Genomic DNA, 17,007 nt, shown 5'->3' on the forward strand with positions numbered 1-17,007 from the left:
CTTCAGCCCCCGTTCTGGTTGTTCCAGCCAAACATCCGCTTAATGTCGGTCATCTCTTGATAGTTTTGCGAGTCAAGAAATTCATCGTCATCGTCATCTTCATGGTCTTCATCTTCCTCATCAGTAGAACTTATTTGCCCATCTCCTGAAGTAATCCCTAAGACAGATAGACTATCTGATGCCACTATGTTTGATGCTTGCATTGATATATTTGATGTCACCACTAGTGGGTCTGGTGCTATCCCGCAAGTTCTCCGAATCATACTAATTTGTGCTTCTAGTTGACTAATTGCCCAAATGCCAATCTGTCTTAATTCTTCTCCCCTCAGTCCCGAAGAAAACAAGGCAAGAGGTAGCCAGTGGTTTTTTAGCGTTGCTGTTATAACTTGCGAATAATCTGCTTCTAAACCAAATGGATTTGACCTTATGTAGCCAACTACTTTTCCATCTAAACTATCTTTCGGGCGCTTAATCGAAACTCTTATTTGTTCTATCTCTGCCATATTTTATGCTTCTCACAGAGGTAATGCAGATATTGAAAATTATGACACTTTATTTTTAATACTGCTGAACTTTATTTTTCTTAAAATTTAGTTTCAACACTTTTCGTCTTGAGGAACTTCAATTTCACTTTTTTTATCTATGAAGCAATCTTGAAGTGCTTAAATTTTATTTCTACTTGTTCATTTAATCATTTTTTTTAGACTTCATAACGCAATTCCTTCAAAATATTGAATCTACACTATTTAAGTCGGGTTTATTTGATTTTTAAGTACGCTTTTGGTCAAAATAAATACTATGAATTTGGACGGCCAAAAGGACAAGAAATGCCGTTTTCTGTCCTCTTGGCCGTCCTCACACAAGCCAAAATTGGAAATATCTAGATTTCATGACTTTCCTTTGGACGGCCAAAAGGACAAGAAACGCCGTTTTCTGTCCTCTTGGCCGTCCACTGTTTTTGCATTTATTCTCTTGAAAGCCTTATCATTAATCAGCTACAGCCACTTTTTCGCCATGTTTTTATTCTCAATAAGCTTAGGTCTTATTGAGAATGTGTACTACAAGCTTGTTGATTTTGCACTACAAAAACTCCCAAAAATTCTGAATTGGCTTTGAAAATCTTGAGTAATTCTCAAAAAATTCTGAATTGGCTTTGAAAACCTTGAGTAATTCTCAAAAAATTCTGTGAGCAGACCATCAATTCTCATTAATCAAGACTTATTGACAGTAAAACAGCCCAAAAGCCTTGCTATTGCGTGGTTTTTTAGTCCAAATCACAGAAAGCCGGATGTTACCTATTTAGGCTGAAATTGTGTCAACAGTGACTATGCTACTAAGGGAATCTTGGGGATAGCGGGAGAATTGCCTGTGAAATGCCTCAGAACTGCTGTAGGGTGGCTTAAGATAGTCGTACTCACTACGGTTATTTGGCCATTTTCGCATTTGAGCGATTTGGCTTTAAAATAGGCGTTAAACCGAGAAAAAACAGCAATAATTTGAGTGATATTTGTTTCTCAGTCAGTCAGCCCAAAAACTTGTATTTCCAAATTTTAGTGTAGATAAAAAATGGCATACGCGATCGCGCGATTAAAAAAATTAAAGCGGGGTAACATATCAGGGAGTGCATCTCACACCGCACGAGAAAGAGAAACCCCTAATGCAGATCCCACTCAAAAAAATATTCGGTTCATCGGTAGCCTCGCCCCAGAAGAACGACTAGAGGATTTAGTCTTAGCTAAGATAGGGGACTCGGAGCAGAAGCGGAAGATTCGCACTGATGCGGTGTACTGCGTGGAGTTACTGTTGAGTGCATCGCCCAGTTATTTCCGTCCCAACTGCCTAACTAATGCCGGTTACTATGAACCACAAAAGTTGGATGATTGGCTAGAAGCGACTCACCAATGGTTAGCGGATGAATATGGCAATCGCATTGTCCGCGCCGAGTTACACCTGGACGAAGCCACCCCCCATATTCACGCTTATTTTGTGCCTTTGGATGATAAGGGACAGCTACGGTGCAATCATTTCTTTGACGGGCGGCAGAAAATTCATGAGTTTCAGGATTCGTACTACCAGACAATGCGGCTAATTGGGTTGGAGCGCGGTATTAAAGGAAGCAGAGCAAAGCACCAGGACATCAAAGATTTTTACCGCATAGTGGAGGAGGGGCGGGATTTAGAAGTTGATGAGCTAAGTGCAGAACATCTTTTAGCCAAAGCTGCTGACCGAGACAGGGCGAATCAGCGTAAGGAAGAGATGGAAGCTACAGCCAAAGCTCTCTCACTTGAGAATGACCAATTACGGCGGCGCATAGAGCAATTAGAACAAGATAATCAACAATTACGAAAACTTACCAAATGGTCAACTGATTTAGCTTTAGATGATGTTGCTATTGAGTTAGGGCTGTGGCGTAAAGGGAATGAATGGGTTGGAGGAAACCACATCATTAATATAGATGCCTCTCAATTTACTGACTTTGGCAATGGTTCTTCGTTAGGGGGTAACAGTGCTATTGATTTAGTCAAGCACGTTAATCAATGCAACCAAACAACTGCGATCGCATGGCTAGGGGAAAGATTTGGTGAAGTCGGCGCAAAACGTGCAGCGATCGCTCATGCTCAAAAAGTTACGGCTGACATTATCCAAACTCAACCAGCACCCCAATTCACCCCACCTGTTGAGGATAAAGCTAATTGGTCAGGCGTTGAACATTACCTAACTCAGAAACGAGGCATACCCTCTGATTGTGTACAAATGTTACATAACCAGGGACTAATTTATGCCGACTCAAAAGCAAATGTAGTTTTTGTGATGCGGGATCTCAACGGAAAAACCAAAGGAGCATTTTTAGAAGGGACAGCTAATAATTTCTCTGGTTATGAGTTAGGTACAGTTCGCCGTGATAGCTGGTTTTACTTTACTTTGGGGAAAAAGCCTAGCGAACAAACTAGTACTGTCGTACTGTCTGACTCTCCTATTGACACCATTTCAGTAGCCATGCTGGAATATCAGGTTAAAGGAATACCAGAAAACAGAACAGTTTACATGGCAGTAGATGACACTTCAAATTTACCTGTTGAAAGATTACGTAATGTGGCTCATGTACAGGTAGCTTTTAGTCAACCAACAGTGGCACGGGCTGTTAAAGAACTGCTGCCACACTCGACTCAACTCAAGTGCGAAAGTCGGGATTGGAATACGCAGTTAATCAATTTCTCCCATCAATTGCAACAACGGTACTCACAACAAAAACACGAGGAGTTAGAGCTATAGTTGCAAAAAAGTCAAGCTACTTTAGTACCGATTTTTTCAGTACCAAAGTAGCTAGTAAAGAGTTTTAGCTATCAATAATATTGGGGTGAAATTTAACTAAAGCCCTAATGAATAATGAGTTAATTAAACAAATATTCTCTCTAATCAAACTTAACAATAAGCTGATAGCTGTCGAGTCTCCATTACAAGAAAGACTCAAACTTTTGACAAATCTCGCCCTGGAATGCCAGCAATACAATATTAACTGTTACCTGTGGATGCTGGAAGATGACCAACTGCACCAGTTATCTACTAATGAGGAGGGATTAAGTTTACAAACTGTTAATCAGTATCAAGCGATCGCTAAAAGCAGGCGCGAACATTACTTTGAAATTCTCCGATTCTGGAAAACTACCGATTTACAAGGGATTCTCATACTAGAGGGCATATTCCCTTGGCTGGGAGAGTCTACCACTGACCCCGATTTCTTTCTGACTTCCGAGTGGATTAAGTCAGCCCTCATTAACCTGAAGCTGTACAATTGCAATGCTAACAAAGCAGCGATTCTCTTAGGGTCAAACGCCACCGTGTCATCTGACATTGCCCCCGAAGTTCCGACAGTCATTCAACAACTGCCAGCTATAGAGGAAATAAGCAGTTACTTAGCTCAAGTATTACCGGATTACAGTCATAGCGATATTCATGCGACGGCGATCGCTGGCTTAGGGATGTACTTAGCAGATATCGATTATGGCATTCGACAGGCGATTGTTGATGAAATTACACCGGATGAGTTAGTAGAAAGACTGTCCGCTTACAAAATCGAACTGTTTAAGCGAATTTATAATATTCAATTCCTTCAGCCCCCAACTACCCCTATCGGTGGTTTAGAACTGATGCAGTCGGCATTTAAAACTTACAAGCGGTTATTAACAACACTGGCAAAAGCGTATAATCTTCGTTTACCCAAGGGGATTTTACTAATCGGCCCACCGGGAACAGGAAAATCTTACTCCGCTAAAGCAAGTTCTGCACAATTAGGGCTACCTCTGATTATCTTGGAGTGGGGAAGTTTCCGTAGTTACGGTAATTTGGCTGAATATAAACTCAAGAGTTTACTCGCACTGGTAGACCGAATCAATCGTGTAATTTTATACCTTGATGACTTTGATAAGGGATTCGCCGGGGATGATGATTTATCTAAACGCCTCGCTGGTATGCTTTTGACCTGGATGCAAGAACGTACTAGTGAGGTTTTAATTATCGCTTCGGCTAACAATATTCAATGGCTACCACCAGAGCTAACCAGAAGTGGACGCTTTGACGAGATTTTTAAGGTGGATTTACCCAATTATGGAGAACGGCACGAAATATTCAAGATCCATCTCGCTAAATTCGATCCTCGTTTTCGTAACGGGGGCGATGGGTACAGCGAAGAAGAATGGAAAAGGTTACTCAAAGCCACGCAGCGATGTGTGGGGGCGGAGATTCAAGCCATTGTTGAACGTGCCGCCGTCTTTAGTTTCTGTGAAATGTTTGGTGATGATGTTGCACCAGCTAGCGAACTGCCATCACTTGAGATTACATTGTCGGCATTGTTGGCTGCAAGGCAGAGTATGAATCCTCTGGCCATCCGCGAAGCTGACCGAGTTGAAAGTATGCGTAACATTGCGGCTTTGCATGGCCTTCCATCTAGTCCAATTGATTCATCTATATATAGTCTCGGCAACGTTGATATTTTTGGTGAAACATGAAAACTTTAAAAATTAATTCTGAAAAGGATTTATACGTTGCTGCTTTCAAGTTACTAAACATACTAGGCCCCCTAGCTGGAGTATCAATTATCATCGGCACTGTGGCGCTCGGTTACGTCCAAACTCGTCCCCAGGATTTACCAGTTACGCACCTTCTCACGAAAGGCAATCGCACATTTAAGCTCTCAGTCGCCTCTACACCAGAGCAATTAGAGAAAGGGCTGAAATTTCGAGCATCCTTAAACGGCGACCACGGGATGTTATTCAACCTGGGCAGAGAAATTTACGACGTGCCTTTCTGGATGTACAAGGTAAATTTTCCATTAGACATCTTTTATCTTAAGGACAATGTGGTGACAACTGCGGTCTACAATGCCCAACCGTGTTACAAAACCCCTTGTCCCATCTACAAGGGGAAAGTTGCCTCCCAAGTGCTAGAGCTAGTAAAAGGCACTGCCAATATCAAGGTTGGCGATCGGCTTAACATCCAACCGTTATCAGTTTTGCCGTAAGGATTCAGGTGGCAGAGTATTCACAAGGGGGACACTTGAGGGTGAGTATCACAAATATGAACCAAAGTCTGCCTCAAGAATTAGACCGAGAAAGCTTAAATCAGTTATCGAAAGACGAACTGGTAAATATCATCATTGAGCAGAGAAAGGCAATAGGTGAGTTACAGAAAATAATCTACGAACTACACCTTGAAGTAGAACAGTTAAAAGTCAGCAGAGATTTGGACAGCAAGACTTCATCCAAACCACCATCTGGGGACATTCTGAAAAAGAGTGAAAACAAAAAAGCACCCTTGGAAGAAGAACCAAACCATCCTAAAAGAAAACCAGGTGGGCAACCAGGACATACTGGAAAAACCCGTAAGGGCTTTGGCAGAATAGATCGTTATGAAATCTTACGACCGACTAATTGTGCCTGTTGTGGTCAAAAAGCATTTGCTCACACGGCAGTAAAAATAGAGAAACAGTCTGTAGCGCAATTAGTAGAACGTCCAATTGAAATAGTGGAATATCAACGCTATACCTGCGTATGTGAGTGTTGTGGAAATATACAAACAGCCTTATGGTCGCCAGATATTATCCCAGGACAAGATTTAGGAATCAGATTACAGTCCTTTTTGGGATGGGTCAATAATTATGCACACATGCCCTATGAAAAACAGCAAGAAATGCTATGTGAACTGGGGCAAATTGAAATCGGTCTAGGAACAATCGTAGCAACCAATGAACGAATAACTCAAGCGATTGAACCAAGCATTAATGAATTAAGTGATTGGATAAAACAGACACAACCTAATGTTCATGTGGATGAAACACCTTGGTCAGTCAAAGGGATCAAAGAATGGTTGTGGGTAGTTGCCAATTCTGATTTCTGCCTATTTACTGCTGCTGACACTCGTTCCAGAGCCGAATTATCAGCCATTTTAGGGACTGAATATACAGGGGTACTCAGCAGCGATGATTTTAGCGTTTACAATGGCTATCCAGCTTTTGCCCAGCAGAAATGTTTGGCTCATCTACGCCGACACTTCAAAAAACTAATCTTAATTCCAGGTCTTCACAACCAAGCTATCGGTGAAACGTTTGTTAATTTAATTGATGAAGCTTTTAGCAATTATGCTCGATGGTTTGAAACTCTTGATTCAAGTAGTTATAACGATTGGGTCAATCAATTCAAAGCTAAGTTGCACTCCTTACTCAATCAGTGGATTGACAAGGCAGGAGCGACAGCAGGCCAGCTTTTACGTTCTTTGCGCGATAAAGCAAGTCAATGGTGGTATTTCCTTGACTTCCCTGAAGTTCCTCCTGATAACAATCAGGCCGAACGATCGCTTCGTTTGGCTGTGACAAAACGTAAGGTTAGCGGTGGTTCCCGTTCAATGGAGCGGTTTCAACATACTGCCAATTTATTGACTGTGGTGCAAACCTGCCGCCGTCAAGGTAGGTCTGTGATTGACTTTTTTGCACAAGCACTGCTGGCTAATTCTAATAAGTATCTGTCTCGCCCATCCCTACTTCCTAAATATTAGACCTGAATCCTTACGTTTTGCCTAAGAATAATATCAGTGTTGACAGAGGCAATTCTTTGAGAATCAAAAATAATCGCTAGTAATTGTATAACGTATTTTTGAAAAATCAAGAAACCATAGTACTGAAAAAAACAGTACCTAAATAGCTTCGTGTGTTGAATCAAATATGGCAATCTATTTATGGGAAGAGTATGGACATATTGGGAATTTGATCATCCTTTGGGTAACACGGTGCGAGTAATCTCTACCCCACTAGGGTTAGAGATATTTGCCGAAGATGTGTTCAACGTCGTTGCAGCAGAATTAAATAACGAAAAAATAGTACTGATGAATATTCACAGTCAAGAACGTTATGTAGTTATTGAAGAAGAGGTAGTAAAAGTAAAAACCTTAAATTTTACAGCCATCAATACCTTAAAGACGATTGTAAAAGCGGACTTGATTAATAAATTTCTGCATTGGGTACGTATTACAATCCGACCGATATTTCAAAAACAGTATCTGTAAAAAAATTGCAGATTGCCGATAGCGTAGCGTAAAGCCTGCGGCATGGCTTCGCTTAGAGCGACATAGGAGCGTCTTGTAGATAAGAGAATTGACGATAGCGTAGCGTTAGCGACGTAGGAGCGTCTTTTAGATTTATTCTGCCCACTTTATTGCTGGGCTTGTACCAAAAACATTCAAACTCCAATCTGCCCTATTCAATCTCCAATCTTCTCGGTCAATATCAAAAGGAAGAAGAATGATGACTATTAAGATAGCCAACGATAATAACCAAAATACTAGCAACAATCTGGCAGATCAACCCTTTACTAATACACAGTTTAACAATATAGCACCCAACAATGCGATAGAAAAAGACATTAGTAATATAGATCCCGACAGCCCAGTGCCCGACAATATACCACCCAACAATGTGACAGAACAAAACATTGTTAATACAGAGTTAGACAGCCTAGCACCCGACAATGTAACAGAACAAAACATTGTTAATACAGAGTTAGACAGCCTAGCACCCGACAATATAGCACTTAACAATGCGATAGAAAAAGACACTAGTAATACAGATCCCGACAGTCTAGCATCCGACAATATAGCACTCAACAATGTGGTAGAAGAGAACATTATTAATACAGATCCCGACAGTCTAGCACCCAATTATGTGACAAAAGAAAACACTGGTAATACACAGTCTAATAATCCAGTATCCAAAAAGAATAATAAGAATACCAACAATAAAACTAATCCAGAAAAGCTAAGAAAATTAGTAATGGTGACAGGAGATAAAGGAGGTGTTGGTAAGTCAACGTTTGCCAGGGGTTTAGCGCAAACTTACATAGATAATGCAGTAAAATTTGTTGGGTTAGACGCGGATAATTCTAATCCACACTTGATCAGATTTTATGAAAAAGCTGCAAATATTCAACGTTTAGATATATCTAATTCAGATAAATTAGACGAATTTGTAGATAATTTAAAAGAATTAGTCTATCCCAAATCAAAAGAATCTGGGAAATATCGAGATTCACAATCTTTGATACTACTAGAAACGCCATCACAATTTCTGCCAACTTTAAAAATTTTAATAACCGAGATGGGGTTTTTAGATGTAGTAAATAATAAATGTAAGATGCAGGTAACTATAGTAATAGTTATTAGTACAATAATTGATTGTATAACTCAACTACTAGAACTATATAGTTTCTGCGGCGATCGGGTTGATTATGTAATAGTAAAAAACTTGTTTTATGGAGAGACAGAACAGTTTACTTTTTATGATAGTTCCGAAGAAATAAAAGTAATTGAACAGCAAGTAAAAGCAACAGGGCATAATTTCACAAGTATAAATATGCCAAAACTAGCGAAAAAATCCTACGATTATTTAGATGTGAAAAATTTGACATTTAGACAAGGACTTGAACAAGATGAATATCCGTCTGTATTTGGTAGAGTCTTAAGCTGGCTGAACAATTTTAAAGGGCAAATAAAGCCAAAAAAAGATTTATTTGGCATAGAGAAGATTTTATCTGAATAGGAATAAATATGTCAAAAAGAATGATTATAACTGTAGGAGATGCGCGGGTGGGTAAGTCTACAGTTATCAAGCTATTGCTAGAAATGTTCGCCCAACAAGGAAAACGGATAAAGGTTTATAACCAAGAATCATTCCCTGTATTTCAAGCTTATGAACATATAGCAACCATTAAGAAGTTTAATTTATCAAATGACGATGCTGATGCAATAGCAGATGACTTAAATCATCCTGAGTTAGATGTGATAATTGTTGATATGCCCGGACAAGATATTGAAAAAGTAATTCAATATATCGAGAGTGCTAGCTTATTTGAGGTTGTAGTAAAATTTGGTTGGAATTTAACATTTCTTCAACCTATTTCTCACAGGGAAGACTGTATATATTACTTAAATGCAATCATCCAGAACGCGACCACTAACGCTAACTACGTGGTAGTGAAAAATTACCATTTTGCGCCAGAGTTTAGAGAATATGAGGAGAAGATGCGGAAAAAGCTGTTAATCATAGGAGGGACAGAAGTAGAATTAATGGCTCTACATCGGAATCATTATCAAGCAATGGAAAAGGCTGATAAACCATATTCACAAGTTTGCCAGGATTTCTCAATAATTTTATTTTGGAGAAGCTTCATTTTTCAGTGGATTAAAAAGTTTCATCATTCAGTGATGAATAACAATTTGGCTATTAAATATCTAGGGCTTGATTAATGACACTACAACCCAGATTTCTCAACACACCTCAAATGGAGGAGTTATGAGTTATGAGTTATGAGTTATGAGTTATGAGCGAATACTTCAATATCTTATTTCTTGTTTATTACTCTTTACTTCTTACTCATTACTCATTACCCATTCATTACTTATTACTCATCATTAAACGCAAAGGAGCTTGTGAGAAATGCGAGTACAAGACACATTACAAGGCTACTCCCCATCAGAACAAAAACGCATAGTTGAAGGGGCATATCAACTAGGAATTACACCAGACGATCCAGTTTTTAGGATGATGGCGACACTAGGCAGATATGAAGAAACGATCATAGACCTCCAGGCAAGAATGGAGGCAATGATAGAAGCGTGGGCGGCACTGATAGACCAAAAACTAGAGAAGACAAGCAAACAAGCCGAGTCAATGCACTATACAGTTGTCTCTAGTGCCGTGCGTGATGAGATCAAAAAAAGCAAGCCTACCGACACAGGCATGAAAGTGCAGGCAGGCTGGGGATTGGGGACAGTATCTCTTGTGTGTGGATTAGTAGCGGCTGGCAGTACCTTGCTGGGTTCGCTGACCACATGGAATCTGGTGCAAAATATAGGAACGAATCAGTCAGTAGTAGTCTCACGTAACGAGATAAAGATTCTCCAATGGGCAAAATCCCAAGAGGGTAAGCAAATGTATCAAATAATCTTGAAGAATCAAGCAGCGATTGAAGCCTGTCAAACACAGCAGAGTAAAACCCAAGGCTATTGTTTAATTCAAGTAGGTAAGTGAGTAGCTAACCTACTTTCAAGTAATCTTGTTCGATGTACCCAAGTTTACTAGCTTCAATCAGAGCATTGACGCGATCCTTGACATCTAACTTCGCAAAAATCTTGTTAATATGACCTTTAACGGTACTTTCAGTAATAAATAACCGCTCGGCAATCAGCTTATTAGAAGAACCATCTGCCATCAAAGAGATAATTTGCATTTCAGTGGCACTAAGATGATCTTGGTAACTCTTCCCCTTAATTTTCTGCTGGAAGAAAAAATTATGTCGGCTAATATCAGGGTCAAAAAAAGACTTATTATCGTAGAATGTGGTTTTAATTGCTTCTAAAATCAGAGGAACATTATTCTTTTTGAGAATGTAAGAATCAGCGCCGGCATTTAAAGCTGATTGAACAGTGCCTTGAGAAGAATGGGAAGAAAGAACAACAATTTTAGTCTTGCTATTGACTTTGACCTCTTTGATCACTTCTAGCCCCGATATGTCGGGTAAACCAATATCCACCAAAATCACATCGGGATTTAATTCCTTAACTAAATTAATCCCTTCAATACCAGTACGAGCAACGCCGACCATTTCCATATCTGGTTGTTGATTGATAGCAGTAGTGATCCCCAACCTAATGAGTTCTTCATCCTCAATGAGCGTTAATCGAATCATAGATCACTTCGATTATAAGATGACTCAATATTTATAACATAGTTATTGGTGTTAAGCCTTTTACTTTTTGTGTCTGTAATATAAAATATAAGTAAGAAAAAATCTTTCCAGATAAATCAAAGAAAGTTTAGTACTAAAGCTTGATTGGATAATTTTTTTTAGAACTAAAATGAAAGCATTCTCAAACTTTATAGACATAATTAGGATTTATTCATAAAAGTAGCCAAAATACCATCTGTCGTTGGAAACATAGTTATGCAACAGGAAGTTTTAAGCATATTAGGTTTGTTACACGATGTTTCAAACAACTATCAAGGAGCATCGTTAGTTTTGAATCAGATAATTGATGGTGCTTATGGACAGTCCTTAGAAGAGATAAAGCCGTTGCTGATCGCTTTACAACAAACGAATGAGCGAGGGATGAGTTTGATTCAATCTAAAAGAACTGCTTTTTTTGAACTAAATCCAGTGACAGACGAGCAGTTTGATATGTTAAGTTTTTTAAAAAATAATTATTCTCGATTCAAACCAATAGCGCAGTATCATTCCTTGAATCTCCACTATGAAACTCAATCATCGTACAAGCATGGAACGCAAGTACGAGGTGATAGCATAAGTATTGACAGAATGCTGTGTAATCTGGTGACAAATGCTATTAAGTACACTCTTGCCGGAGATATCTTTTTAAGGCTGCTCAATCAAGGTGATGATTTAATTATTGAGATTGAAGATACCGGCTGTGGGATTGCCGCCGAACAAATTTCCAATATATTTATCCCATTATGGCGAATGCCAAATAGCAATTTATTACATCAATCAGGGATGGGACTCGGACTGTACATCGCCTTATGTGTGGCTCATGCTCATGGTTTGAGGATAAGCGTAAACTCGGTAGTTAGACAAGGAACTAAATTCACCATTATATTTCCTTACAAAGATGACGGGATCTATGGGGTTGATGGTAGGATGTTGCCCAAGTCATCAAAACAAGTCGGAAGTTGGAGTTCGGAAGTCGGAAGTTTTGAGTTTAAAAAGGTTTGAAGCTCCTAATTTTAATCGTGGAGAAAGATCAGAATTATAGTGAGACAGGAAGAAGTATGAAGTGTGAGATCGAAAGTCGGAAGTTTTGAGTTTAATTTCTGACTTCCGACTTCCGACTTCTAACTTCCGACTTCTAAAAGAGGTTACAAGATGCGTTACCTATATGATGTAAAACTTTGGGACAGAATCGAAACAGGAGTGGAATTTCTAATTTTTGTGGCTTTGATGATAGCGGCAATCATTAAATTGGGGCACAACGATTTTTTACAAGCATTGTTTTACATAGTATTAGCTGTCATCATCTCACCCTGGTCACAATTCGAGCGGGTGACGAAGCGATATGTCTTAGTTAGTGCGTACATTCTTGGGTTGTTTATCGGGTATTTTAGTTAGTCTAACTCTGGGCCGTCAGGAGATCGCTCGTTTTGCTGTGGCGGTGGCTGTTGCTGTTGCACTCTTATATCAAAGTTGATCAGCTTTTGTATTTCTTGTGGTGAAAGGTGATTGTGTATTACCTTGTATTCTTCCTCTTCTTCTACTTTATAAGCACTAAAAGCCGATTGATTATCACTTTTGCGCCAAATAGTCAGACGCTGCATACCTTCTCTCATCAATAAATTTAATTGATAAGCCATACCTTCATAGACTCGACCACCAATAATATCTTGTCCCTTTGTAACGATAATATTCATTAGTGCAGGAATGAGAGACTTTTTAGCAACCTCATCATTTTCACTCTCAACCGATTTTGACTGTTGGCTGTCAACAAAAGGCAGTTTGCGCCCTTTAGTTTCTAATATCTGCTGCAAGAACGTCTTTTTCTTTTCATTGATCAAATCTTCAACTCTTGTTGAGTTCTCCATATCAGGTATTTGTTCAGTCTGACCCAAACCAAATTTCTGGGCGTACTCTTGGTAATATTTTTGCTTGAGCGATCGCCTATATTCTTCAGTACTTTGAGCATTTTGCGTAAGAGATAGAGTATTTCTCACCTCACCAATAATATTCTCGCGCTGTGTGGGTTCTAGTGCGGGGGTTATTGACGGTGAGGGTGGGTGTTTCTCCATCATCAGTGCCAGTCTGTAGACCATTTGGTTGTCAGAAAAGCCACTGTTGCGGTTGATGATAGTAATGGTTTCGGCTACTGAGTTAGACTGCATAGGTATTACAATTCCAATTCCTGTGAATTAGTAGTACATTGTGGAGTGTGATATTTTTGGGAATGTACTTCAACCTTGGGCGTATAGGTATTGTTAATAACCTGGCTACGAGTATTGAGCAAATCCTGAATAACATCACTCAGAGGAGGAAGTGAAATATTCGTTTGCCCTTTATTGCGCTGCTCGACTTGACTTTGAAGGAGAATTTTTTGGTAAAGTTCACGTTGCTCCCCAATAGTCAGCTTGCCAGTTAAGACAAGTTTTTCCCGTAAAGGATTGTTGTACTGATTGGCAACACTAGACCAAGCATTATTAGTTTCTAAACCGTGCCAATGAGAGGCGATGTCAGGGTGAAGAGGCACGAGTGGATCACGCTTTGGGTCAGAAGAAAACTGTGGCTGTGGTTCTGTAAGAAGGTGCGATCGCAAATCATTAACAATGTGGGCTAATGGTGGAAGCACAATATCAGTACGCCCATTGTGATTAATTTCACTCCAGGCAAGATTTTGAATCTGCTGGTAAAGTTCACGCTGTTCACCAATAGTTAATTTTCCAGTTTCCTGAATTTTAGATTGAAATTCTAAATGTCCTTGCGCTACAGTCTTATGACTTGAACCATCTTTTTCTAACTGCTCCCAATATTGTTTCAAAACTGGATGTAGTGGTAGCACAGCGTTGTCTTGTTTTGGAGAATTAGAGCTTGCTTCTTGTGGGTTTGATTGTATCTTGCGATCTGGTACGTTGGGCGTAGATTGAGTAGATTGGTGTGACTGATCATCGTCTAAATTACGGGTAATTTCGGGATGAACGGGCAAGTCGATGTCACGGGTGTCTGTCGGGTTGCCAAATAATGCTTTGTAATTAATATGCAGTTTTTGAGCCAACAGTCTTAACTTCTCCAAATCAGCTTCAGTGATAGCCATCGCTTGGACTTGATGAGTCATACCAGTGTCAGTTTTCTCAAACTGAAAGCGAACAGCTTCCCGATTTGTACCATTGTGTTCAGTTTTGAGTAATTGCAGAGTAGATGTATTGTCACTGGTTTGCTGAAAAATAATCCGGTAATTGCCCAAGGTTAAGTCGTCTTTCTCGAAGCTAGTAATACTTTGTGTGAGTATTTTTAATACCTCGTTTTCTTTGAAACTTTCTAAAATATTGTGTGTGCCTTTAGGAGAGACTGAACCAACGACAGAAGCTATTTTGCGAGGGTCTTCATCAACAGAGGGCAATTCTTTACCAGCTTTCAGGTAGTCAGCCACTAACAAAAACTCCTGCCTTTCAATAGGCAGAATGTTAATTTGTTTTTCTCTCCAAATTTTTTGTTCAGACTCTATTTCTGTGCAAGAAAGTTTAATATTGCCTACGTGTCCCCATTTATCAGCTTGAAAAGTCATTAACTCTACATCATCATGACGACGATAGATACTGTATTTATCAGCGCCATGATTCTTAATTACAAAAGCATCTGCATGGTAGATTTTGCCACTGGTCTGCTGTTGTTCATCTTTAGCCTCAACACCATATTTTTTTAACAAAGTATAAGCAGCAAAAGCTATTTGTTTATTCTCACTAGCTTCTAGGCGCTTTCTAAAAAAATTAGGCTCATAAAGTGTTACATTTTCTTTTTTAGCCCAAGAAGAACTAGTTACAGCAGTTTCAGTTGGCTGGGCTGGCTCTGGGGCAACATCTATATGGATAATGTCTGAATCATTAACTTTTATATCTATAATTTGTGAATTAGGGTCAATAGGTGATTTAGCACGACTTTTTTTAAATACACCAATGTTTGGTTCTAATTCGGCAGCATCTGTCACAGTAGAGTCTCCTCTTTGTTGATCAATTGTTTTGACTGTGCCATCTTTGAGCTTGATAGTAAAACGTAAATTATCAAGTTGATTTTGATGCCATGACTCTAGAGATATAGCCCCGGCAGATAGCTTTTCAAAAGCTTCTTTTCCTCGTGAAACTATAAAATCATCTACACCTTTATCCGGCCCTGGTAGCGTTACTACTTTAACGGCAGCACCAAATTCTTGTAATAAGCTTCCTGTCTTCCAAATATCTCTTTGGATATTGAGCTTAGTTTCAGGCTTGGTTTCATAATCAAAGCAGATTTTGATTTCTCTATAAAGAGTAGCGAAAACAGTTAACTCATCAGCCAGATAGGAATCACCAATTTTCTTGCCCCACTCGTTCTTAGGTGAGCGATAGCCGGAGGAAATTCCCGGTAGTCCGATGGCTGCGTGACCTTGGCTTAACAGACTGGCTGCTTTCTTCGCCCCTTCGGTAATGGTGATCGGAATGTTATGTTTACACACACAATACCAAAAACCACTGCTGCGATCGCTATCGGTGGGGTTAACTTGATGTTTGGAGTAAATGCGTTCGGCAATTTCAGAGGGGACATCAAGCAGGAAGATACTCAATTCTACCGATGGTGGATGCTCATATTTAATGAATTTGCCTTCAACCGCAACAGTGAACCCATCTTTTTTTACGGTTTTGGGTCTGGGGCGGTTTGGCTTATAGCATCCCCATTCTTTAATTTGAGGTTGCTCACCAGGGGTAAGATTAGCAAATGTGCGCGGATCTACTCCTGAATTACACCACCAACCACCCGCATCTAAGTTGGAATAGAGTTCTAAAAGCCTAGTAGAGAGGCTACCTGTATTTGTACGTGAAAGTTTGTCGCTGATCATGAGTCGTTCCCAAGCTTCATGTTCGCCACCGACATAGCTAAAATGAAGACTAGAGAAGTTGAGATGTGCAATCTCTGGTGCGATCGCGCTGCCTACTACGAGTTCGTGCCAATGTTGCGGATCAATATGTTCTGGGTGATGAGGGATATGTTGAGTATTTTGTGGCTCAAGTTTTTCACTAGTTACAGGAATTGTGTGGTCGATGACAATCTTTGTTGTTAAATGCTCATTGCCAATTTCATGAGAATTAATAACTTCACTCTGCTCATAGTCTTCATGAATGTCATTCGTTTGCACAACATCTTCTTCCAAAATGGAGGACTTATCTACAATTTGAGCAAATGATATATCTTTGATTTCACCTGCATCTGTGACGTAATCATTTCTGATTGTAAAATATTCATATTCCAGAGTATTATTGCTTTCAACTTGTATACTTAAAAAGTCAACTCCTGTACCCGAAGGAGGAAGGTTTTTGGGAAAGTTCGGGTTGGGTAAAATTGGAGGTAAATCAGGTTCAGGAGGAAAATTCGACGGTGTTATATCATTACTACCGGGGAGAAGTTTAGGCAATAAATATGCCATCATCTCTTCTACTTCTTCTATTTCCTCATCTGTTACACCTTCAAAGTTACAGGAAGACCATTTCCAGCCACCATCCTCATCAGGAGTAAGAAAATAAGTTTCTTCTCCTATTTCGATTCGACATTTTAGATCAATAGCTGATTCTATTGATTTGTAGAGAAATTCTCCTAAAGGGTAAATAAAAGCTCTAATAAAATGCTGACTAGCTCTAGCGTAAGCGGAAGTGAGTTGTAGATGTCGTTCATCAAACATATTTATTAAGGTAATGATGGACTAAAATAAATTAATCAG

At 39.5% G+C, this 17,007-nt stretch carries 14 protein-coding genes; 10 read left to right on the forward strand and 4 right to left on the reverse strand.

Annotation, left to right across the window (positions count from 1 at the left end; translation table 11 throughout):
- Nucleotides 1-2 precede the first annotated feature (2 nt).
- Complete coding sequence (locus ACWATR_RS31420; RefSeq protein ID WP_460341551.1) at nt 3-503, reverse strand: hypothetical protein; 501 nt, start codon at nt 501-503, stop codon at nt 3-5.
- A 1,063-nt stretch (nt 504-1,566) separates the two neighbouring features.
- Between ACWATR_RS31420 and mobV the strand changes: the two genes are divergently transcribed.
- The 8 genes from mobV to ACWATR_RS31460 all read left to right on the forward strand — a co-directional run bounded on the left by mobV (nt 1,567) and on the right by ACWATR_RS31460 (nt 10,573).
- A complete protein-coding gene (gene mobV, locus ACWATR_RS31425; RefSeq protein WP_460341554.1) occupies nt 1,567-3,273 on the forward strand; it encodes a MobV family relaxase in 1,707 nt (568 codons plus the stop codon).
- A gap of 107 nt (nt 3,274-3,380) precedes the next feature.
- Nucleotides 3,381-5,006 carry an AAA family ATPase gene (locus ACWATR_RS31430; protein WP_460341557.1) on the forward strand — a complete coding sequence of 542 codons (1,626 nt, stop codon included), beginning with the start codon at nt 3,381-3,383 and terminating at the stop codon, nt 5,004-5,006.
- A complete protein-coding gene (locus ACWATR_RS31435; RefSeq protein ID WP_460341560.1) occupies nt 5,003-5,518 on the forward strand; it encodes a DUF192 domain-containing protein in 516 nt (171 codons plus the stop codon). Before ACWATR_RS31430 ends, ACWATR_RS31435 begins: the two co-directional genes overlap by 4 nt.
- Before the next feature lie 56 nt (nt 5,519-5,574).
- Nucleotides 5,575-7,047 (forward strand): IS66 family transposase, encoded by a 1,473-nt coding sequence (gene tnpC / locus ACWATR_RS31440; RefSeq protein ID WP_460341563.1) that lies wholly within the window; start codon nt 5,575-5,577, stop codon nt 7,045-7,047.
- A gap of 180 nt (nt 7,048-7,227) precedes the next feature.
- Nucleotides 7,228-7,554: a hypothetical protein gene (locus tag ACWATR_RS31445; RefSeq protein WP_460341566.1), complete on the forward strand. Its 327-nt coding sequence runs from the start codon at nt 7,228-7,230 to the stop codon at nt 7,552-7,554.
- A gap of 235 nt (nt 7,555-7,789) precedes the next feature.
- Nucleotides 7,790-9,082: a nucleotide-binding protein gene (locus ACWATR_RS31450; RefSeq protein WP_460341569.1), complete on the forward strand. Its 1,293-nt coding sequence runs from the start codon at nt 7,790-7,792 to the stop codon at nt 9,080-9,082.
- A gap of 8 nt (nt 9,083-9,090) precedes the next feature.
- Nucleotides 9,091-9,789: a hypothetical protein gene (locus ACWATR_RS31455; RefSeq protein WP_460341572.1), complete on the forward strand. Its 699-nt coding sequence runs from the start codon at nt 9,091-9,093 to the stop codon at nt 9,787-9,789.
- A 190-nt stretch (nt 9,790-9,979) separates the two neighbouring features.
- Nucleotides 9,980-10,573 (forward strand): DUF6753 family protein, encoded by a 594-nt coding sequence (locus ACWATR_RS31460; RefSeq protein WP_460341575.1) that lies wholly within the window; start codon nt 9,980-9,982, stop codon nt 10,571-10,573.
- A gap of 4 nt (nt 10,574-10,577) precedes the next feature.
- On the opposite strand, the gene ACWATR_RS31465 is transcribed toward ACWATR_RS31460, so the two are convergent.
- The gene (locus ACWATR_RS31465) at nt 10,578-11,231 is read right to left on the reverse strand and encodes a response regulator (protein WP_190936548.1); all 654 of its coding nucleotides are present in this window, start codon (nt 11,229-11,231) and stop codon (nt 10,578-10,580) included.
- A 255-nt stretch (nt 11,232-11,486) separates the two neighbouring features.
- On the opposite strand from ACWATR_RS31465, the gene ACWATR_RS31470 reads away from it, so the two are divergent.
- A complete protein-coding gene (locus ACWATR_RS31470) occupies nt 11,487-12,272 on the forward strand; it encodes a sensor histidine kinase (RefSeq protein WP_460341579.1) in 786 nt (261 codons plus the stop codon).
- A 150-nt stretch (nt 12,273-12,422) separates the two neighbouring features.
- Entirely contained in the window at nt 12,423-12,665 is a 243-nt protein-coding gene (locus tag ACWATR_RS31475) for a hypothetical protein (protein ID WP_460341582.1), read from the forward strand.
- Here the strand turns inward: ACWATR_RS31475 and ACWATR_RS31480 are convergent.
- Together ACWATR_RS31480 and ACWATR_RS31485 are read right to left on the reverse strand one after the other, a co-directional pair.
- Nucleotides 12,662-13,432 (reverse strand): hypothetical protein, encoded by a 771-nt coding sequence (locus tag ACWATR_RS31480; protein WP_460341585.1) that lies wholly within the window; start codon nt 13,430-13,432, stop codon nt 12,662-12,664. The two genes, ACWATR_RS31475 and ACWATR_RS31480, sit on opposite strands and share 4 nt — an antisense overlap.
- Before the next feature lie 5 nt (nt 13,433-13,437).
- Entirely contained in the window at nt 13,438-16,968 is a 3,531-nt protein-coding gene (locus ACWATR_RS31485; protein WP_460341588.1) for a DUF3854 domain-containing protein, read from the reverse strand.
- Between the last annotated feature and the right edge of the window lie 39 nt (nt 16,969-17,007).

The sequence above is a fragment of the Nostoc sp. UIC 10890 genome, from assembly GCF_054786515.1.